This window comes from Planktotalea frisia (assembly GCF_001890925.1).
Taxonomy (GTDB): Bacteria; Pseudomonadota; Alphaproteobacteria; order Rhodobacterales; family Rhodobacteraceae; genus Planktotalea; species Planktotalea frisia.
The window spans coordinates 1-6098 of sequence record NZ_MLCB01000054.1; the positions used below are offsets into that span (position 1 = coordinate 1).

The window sequence follows — 6098 nt, forward strand, 5'->3', positions numbered from 1 at the left end:
CGGATCATGCGGTTAGCTGAATCGTTCTACGGTCAGACGTCAACCCGTCAAAAGTCGGGTGCTCGAGGACTCTGTGTATAAACTGAAAGATAGCAGGATTTGTCGGTTCGACCTCTCCTAGTCTGACATCCAGACAACATGGACTGGAGAATGAACATGAAAACGACTGAGCAAAGCTACCGCAGCCGTCTTGAGCGCGTCACGGCTTATCTGCATGCAAACCTTGAGAGCGATATCGGCATGGATGAATTGTCCGAAGTGGCTTGCCTGTCGAGCTACCACTGGCACCGCATCTATACCGCGATGAGCGGCGAAACAGTGGCCAACACGTTACGCCGCTTGCGCCTTCAGCGCGCGGCAGACCGCCTTGCCAATTCGGACATGGAGATCGCCAAGATCGCCGCCCTCGCGCAATATGGATCGCAAGACGCCTTTTCGCGTGCGTTCAAAGAGGCATACAACGACAGCCCCGCAGCGTACCGTCAGCGCGGCAGTCACGCGGCTTTCAAAGCAGCCAATACAAAGGCAGATGCGCAAGGCTTCAAAGTGTCAGTTGAACACCTAAGCGCAGTGCGGTGTATAAGCGTTCCTCACGCAGGGCCATACCTGCAAATAGACGCGGCGATGGCGCAATTGTTTGGCACTTTGGCGCAAGCGGAATTGCTAGGACCTCAGACACAAATGCAGGCTATCTTTTACGATGATCCCGATCTCGTCGCAGAAAACCAACTGCGCTCAGCGGCCTGTACCCCCTGCTCGGATGACACCGAAATCCCGTCAGGCACCAAGGAATTGTTGCGCCCCGCAGGCAGCTACGCCAAGCTTGAATACACCGGCCCCTACGCGGACATGAAAGACGCCTATCGCTGGCTTTATGGCGTTTGGTTGCCACAATCGGGTTATGATATTTCGGACCACCCCGGCTTTGAGAGCTACTTGAACTCGCCCGTTGATACCAAACCTGCGGACTTGCGCAGCGACATCTACTTGCCAATCGAGGTGGCGTCATGAGCTATATGAACGCAATCCCAAGCCCCGTTTCCTCTGTCTTCGAAAGCCTCGAACCAGCACAGCGGGACATTCTCTTGCAAGCGCGCGCCTTAATCTTCGAGGTCGCGCGCGAAGATGAACACATCGGCGAAATAGAGGAAACCTTGCGTTGGGGGGAACCTGCCTACATCACCTGCAAGAAAAAGACCGGCAGCACCATACGCTTGGCCATTGAAAAGCAACGCGGCCAGCCGGCGATCTTTTTCAACTGTAAAACAACTTTGGTTGAAGAGATGCGCGCGCGTTTTGGTGCAGAGCTGTCATATTCAAAGAACCGCGCGATTTTGCTGCCAAGGCTAGATGACCCCGTCGAGACAGCTCTCAAGTTCGCAATCGGTGCTGCACTGACTTATCATTTGCGTAGCTAAAGCCATTGTGACCTCATGAAAGCGCGGCATGTCCAAACACCACTTTTTTGAGCACTCACTTTAAAACTTTCATGAACTCAGAGTGAAAGCCCCATGCATTCCTTGAAAGTCAGGACCTTTCAAACCATCTGAGCTACAGAGCATGGTACCGCGTTGCGAGAACGGGTTGTGCCAAGATCACATCTCGCAATCAACCCGACAAGAGGATCACATGAAAACAACCCTTACTGCAGTAGCACTTCTTACAGCACTCCCTGTTTTCGCAGAGGACTCTCGTCAACTTGATGCTCATGAACACGGTGTTGGAGCGCTCAACATTGCGATAGATGGCACAAGTGTCGCTATGGAGTTTCACGCACCCGGCGCTGACATTGTTGGTTTTGAATATGTCGCGAAAAGCGATGCGGACCTCGCTGCGATAGAGACTGCAATCGCGGCGCTGAACGCCCCGCTTGATTTGTTCGTGTTACCAGCTGGCGCGATGTGCACAGTCACAAACGCAAGCGCCGAACTCGAAAGCGAAGAAGCGCATGATGATCACAGCAAGCACAAGCATGACGAAGATAAACACGATGATCACGCCGATGAAGGCCACAAAGACCATGACGATCACGATCATGAAGCCCACAAAGAAACAGGGCATGACGACGACGATCACGACGCGCATGCAAAAAAAGCCGCTCACACAGAGTTCCATGCGGAATATATGCTGAACTGCGATGGCCCTGATGCATTGAACGAGATTTCATTTGCTTACTTCCAAACCTTCCCCAATGCGACGGAAGTCGAAGTTCAGCTTATCTCAAGCAGCGGCGCGCAATCTTTTGAAGCGACACGTGACGCACCCGTTCTCGACCTAGGGCGCTAGGAAAAGGTGACGGACGCGGTTCTTCAACTTTCTGACGTCGAATTTCGGTGGATGGGACAGGCGGGATTTTCCTTGCGTGTCCCAAACCTGTCGGTTGGGAAAGGGGAATCCGTGTTACTTCTTGGCGAAAGCGGGTCAGGGAAATCGACGCTTTTGTCCCTGATTTGCGGTACGATCCTGCCGACCAGCGGCGTGGTTCAAATCGCGGGGCAAGACATTACAAAGCTCTCTGGCGGCAAGCGCGATAGATTCAGAGCCGAGCAGATTGGCGTAATCTTTCAACAGTTTAACCTGCTGCCTTTTGGCACTGTTGGTGACAATATCCTATTGCCGCTGCGCTTTGCCCCTGCGCGACGCAAACGTGCAAAGGATGCGACTGCGCAAGCGTCAAACCTGTGCTCTGCTCTTGGCTTGCCCAGCGGAGTATTCAACACCAAAGCCACAGCACTTAGCGTTGGGCAGCAACAACGCGTCGCAGTCGCGCGCGCGCTGATCGGTCAACCGCCGCTCATCATTGCAGATGAACCCACATCCGCGCTGGATGCGAACAGCCAAGCCGCGTTCCTTGATTTACTGTTTGCGCAGACTGCCGCGCATGACACCTCGCTCTTGATGGTCAGCCATGATCCACGCTTGGGGGAACGCTTTGATCGGGTGATCCGAATGGAAGACATTGCGCAGATTGAAAGAGGCACGCCATGATACTCCGCCTCGCTATAGCGTCGTTATTCGCGCGCGCTTTGACCGTCGGAATGACGATCCTTGCGATTGCTTTGTCCGTCGCGCTTTTCTTGAGTGTAGAGAAGGTGCGCACAGGGGCCAAAGCCAGTTTTGCCGACACTATTTCAGGTACCGATCTCATCGTTGGCGCGCGCTCTGGTTCGGTGCAACTCCTGCTCTATTCGGTATTTCGCATCGGTAACGCCACGAACAACGTGACGTGGCAAAGCTATCAAGACATCGCCGCGCGGCCAGAGGTTGACTGGATCGTCCCCATCTCACTCGGGGACAGTCATCGCCAATTCAGGGTCATGGGAACGACCCAAGCCTTTTTCGAACATTACAAATATCGCCAAGGCAGATCGCTTGAAATGGCAGATGGCCTGATCATGGATGATCTGTTTGACACAGTGATCGGGGCAGATGTTGCGGCGACTTTGAACTATCGTGTCGGCGATCCAATCGTCGTCGCGCATGGTCTGGCTTCGTTTTCCGAGCACAAAGATCAACCGTTTCGCGTCTCTGGCATTTTGCGCAAAACCGGCACGCCGGTAGATCGCACGGTGATTGTCAGCATGGAGGCGATTGAAGCGATCCATGTGGATTGGCAAGGCGGTGCGCAGGTGCAAGGACAGGCAACACCAGTGGATGTGATCCGTGAGATGGATCTGAAACCAAGCGCGATCACCGCAGCGCTTGTCGGTGTGAAAAGCCCTTTGCAGACCTTTAGATTGCAACGCGCGATCAATGAATATTCGCAAGAACCCCTGCTCGCGATCCTTCCCGGCGTCGCCTTGCAAGAACTTTGGAGCATTGTCGGCATCGCAGAAACTGCCCTGCTTGCTGTCTCATTCATGGTGGTTGTGACCGCGCTGATCGGGATGATGGCAACGATCTTTTCCAGCCTCAACGAACGCCGCCGCGAGATGGCTATCTTTCGCGCTATGGGCGCACGACCGATGACCATTCTCAGCATGCTCGTGCTCGAGGCGATGCTAATGGCGGCGTTGGGCGCGCTGCTTGGATTGGCGCTGTTGTATCTAGGGTTATTTATCGCGCAACCCATTCTCGACAGTGCCTTTGGTCTGTGGCTGACGATTGATCCGCCGAGCCTGCGCGAAGTCTGGGTCATGCTCGCCGTCATCGCTGCTGGCGCAATTGTGAGCATGGTGCCTGCGCTTAGGGCTTACAGAATGTCCGTCGCAGATGGTATGATAGTGAAAACGTGACGCTCAAAGCGAGGTAAGTGCAATGATTTCCCGTAGATCAACTTTGATGCTTTTGTCAGGCTCGCTTGCTGCGCCGCGCGCAGCGTTTGCAGCCACGCCACGTGAAATCACTTGGGACGATCTATTGCCGCCCGGCGTGCCCTATTCAGAAATTATCGGAGAGGGCGAACTCGACGAAGTCAACGACACGTGGAACCCGATCTACGACGAGAACGCAACAAAGCTGAACGATACCCTCGATGGTGCGTACATCAAAATGCCGGGGTTTATCATCCCTTTCGATGTCAGTGCCAAAGGTGTGACAGAATTCATGCTCGTCCCCTACACAGGGGCTTGCATCCACACGCCCCCCCCACCTGCAAACCAGCTTGTGATGGTCAACGCAGAAACACCGTGGCCGGGAGATGACCTCTGGTACCCTGTTTGGGTCATCGGCAAGATGCGCACCCAGTTGCAATCAACAGACCTTGGACAAACCGGTTACGCGATCACGGCCGAAAAAATGGAAATCTATGAATGGTGAACCATTTGCTCCAACGTCGCTCTGTGCTCGCGGGACTGGCAGCATCTGCATGGATGCCAAGCGTTGCGCGCGCTGAAGAGTTCATTGACCTTGAGTGGAGCGATCTATTACCCCCGAATGAAACCGTGATCCCACAAGCCTTTCGCGGCTTGATAGATCACGACCAAGCGCCCGTCAGCAGTCAACAGCCGGCATCAAGCGGTGTGCGCACCGATTGGAATGGCGAGATCGTGCGTTTACCCGGCTTTGTTGTCCCCATTGATCAACGCGGAACCGGCGTAACAGCGTTTATTCTAGTGCCCTTTGCAGGGGCCTGCGTCCACGTACCACCACCACCTGCAAACCAACTGGTTTTTGTGACGACTGAAATTCCATATGAAAGCAAAGGGCTGTTTGAACCTGTCAATGTGATTGGCATGTTCGGCGTCTCATCTTTGCGCACGCACCTAGCCGAGATTGGCTATGCGCTGTCCGCCGATAAAATCGAGCCGTTCCGGCTTTGAGCGGGCACTCACAGAGCCGCGAAACCAGCATCCCAAAATTGCTTGGCCGCGAGAACAACAAGAACCGCCAAGATCGCACGATCAAATGTTTTCGTATCCATTCGCTTTGCCAAGCTGGCACCCACGGACATGCCCACAAACAAGGGCAGCAACACCAAAACCCCCATAAATGCGGTTTGAAGCGTCATAATGCCAAACAAGGCGAGGATGGGAATTTGCACGACGCTCATCGCCACAAAAAGCGTCGAGATGGTGACAATGACCGTCGGCCTCTGCAATTTCACGGCATTTAGAAAACTCGTGGAAATCGGCGCAGAGACACCCGCTGCGCCCTGAAAAATACCCGAAAGTGCACCAAAAGGCAACGCAAGCGCCGTTGCAGATTCCAGAGTGATCGAAAAGTCGGGCCGCAAAATCCGAAGCGTGACATATCTAAAACGGCGCAAGCAACGATAATCTTCAAAACCGTTGCAGAAAACAGCACAAGCGCAAAACTTCCAACGCCAGCCCCAAACGCGCCTGCAAGCGCAAAGCGCAAAGCGCAAAGCGCAAAGCGCATTGAAAACGTCCCCTGCATCCGCGCGCTTTTGTAAGTGCGGATCTGCGCGATATTTGTAATCAGGTTGGGCACGACCATCACAACCACCGCAAGTCGCACATCAACAAAACTGGCCATGACAGGCACCGCCACTACAGGGGAACCCATACCAAGCGCCCCTTTCAGCGTACCGCCACAGAACAATGCGGCGAAGATAATGATGATAGCATATGGATCGCTTAGTGCGGATGGGGTGGATGGCTCCTGCATCAATCGGCGTCGCAATGCGCCATAGTGCA

At 54.1% G+C, this 6098-nt stretch carries 9 protein-coding genes; 7 read left to right on the forward strand and 2 right to left on the reverse strand.

Annotation, left to right across the window (positions count from 1 at the left end):
- Positions 1-156: 156 nt before the first annotated feature.
- From PFRI_RS03080 to PFRI_RS03110, 7 genes are all read left to right on the forward strand, one after another.
- Positions 157-1011 carry an AraC family transcriptional regulator gene (locus tag PFRI_RS03080; RefSeq protein WP_084649580.1) on the forward strand — a complete coding sequence of 285 codons (855 nt, stop codon included), beginning with the start codon at positions 157-159 and terminating at the stop codon, positions 1009-1011.
- Entirely contained in the window at positions 1008-1418 is a 411-nt protein-coding gene (locus PFRI_RS03085) for a DUF1801 domain-containing protein (RefSeq protein ID WP_211317826.1), read from the forward strand. Before PFRI_RS03080 ends, PFRI_RS03085 begins: the two co-directional genes overlap by 4 nt.
- A gap of 211 nt (positions 1419-1629) precedes the next feature.
- Positions 1630-2286, forward strand: coding sequence for a zinc uptake protein ZrgA (gene zrgA / locus PFRI_RS03090; protein ID WP_072629285.1), 657 nt, complete (start codon positions 1630-1632; stop codon positions 2284-2286).
- Between the two features lie 51 nt (positions 2287-2337).
- Entirely contained in the window at positions 2338-2988 is a 651-nt protein-coding gene (locus PFRI_RS03095) for an ABC transporter ATP-binding protein (protein ID WP_420541314.1), read from the forward strand.
- Positions 2985-4235, forward strand: a complete 1251-nt coding sequence (locus PFRI_RS03100) for an ABC transporter permease (protein ID WP_072629287.1) — start codon at positions 2985-2987, stop codon at positions 4233-4235. Before PFRI_RS03095 ends, PFRI_RS03100 begins: the two co-directional genes overlap by 4 nt.
- A 22-nt stretch (positions 4236-4257) precedes the next feature.
- The gene (locus PFRI_RS03105; protein WP_072629288.1) at positions 4258-4758 is read left to right on the forward strand and encodes a DUF3299 domain-containing protein; all 501 of its coding nucleotides are present in this window, start codon (positions 4258-4260) and stop codon (positions 4756-4758) included.
- The gene (locus tag PFRI_RS03110) at positions 4752-5261 is read left to right on the forward strand and encodes a DUF3299 domain-containing protein (RefSeq protein ID WP_072629289.1); all 510 of its coding nucleotides are present in this window, start codon (positions 4752-4754) and stop codon (positions 5259-5261) included. The genes PFRI_RS03105 and PFRI_RS03110 overlap by 7 nt, the downstream gene beginning before the upstream one ends.
- Before the next feature lie 8 nt (positions 5262-5269).
- Here the strand turns inward: PFRI_RS03110 and PFRI_RS21795 are convergent, their stop codons facing one another.
- Complete coding sequence (locus PFRI_RS21795; protein WP_170124901.1) at positions 5270-5626, reverse strand: TSUP family transporter; 357 nt, start codon at positions 5624-5626, stop codon at positions 5270-5272.
- Positions 5551-6098, reverse strand: a 548-nt coding sequence (locus PFRI_RS21800) for a TSUP family transporter (RefSeq protein ID WP_139292077.1), incomplete at its 5' end; no start/stop codon positions are given. The genes PFRI_RS21800 and PFRI_RS21795, both read right to left, overlap by 76 nt.

Excerpts from the sequence above, each read along its gene's own strand:
- zrgA (WP_072629285.1), top strand. The coding sequence starts at position 1,630 with ATGAAAACAACCCTTACTGCAGTAGCACTTCTTACAGCACTCCCTGTT.
- PFRI_RS03095 (WP_420541314.1), top strand. The coding sequence starts at position 2,338 with ATGGGACAGGCGGGATTTTCCTTGCGTGTCCCAAACCTGTCGGTTGGG.
- PFRI_RS03085 (WP_211317826.1), top strand. The coding sequence starts at position 1,008 with ATGAGCTATATGAACGCAATCCCAAGCCCCGTTTCCTCTGTCTTCGAA.
- PFRI_RS03105 (WP_072629288.1), top strand. The coding sequence starts at position 4,258 with ATGATTTCCCGTAGATCAACTTTGATGCTTTTGTCAGGCTCGCTTGCT.
- PFRI_RS03080 (WP_084649580.1), top strand. The coding sequence starts at position 157 with ATGAAAACGACTGAGCAAAGCTACCGCAGCCGTCTTGAGCGCGTCACG.
- PFRI_RS03100 (WP_072629287.1), top strand. The coding sequence starts at position 2,985 with ATGATACTCCGCCTCGCTATAGCGTCGTTATTCGCGCGCGCTTTGACC.
- PFRI_RS03110 (WP_072629289.1), top strand. The coding sequence starts at position 4,752 with ATGGTGAACCATTTGCTCCAACGTCGCTCTGTGCTCGCGGGACTGGCA.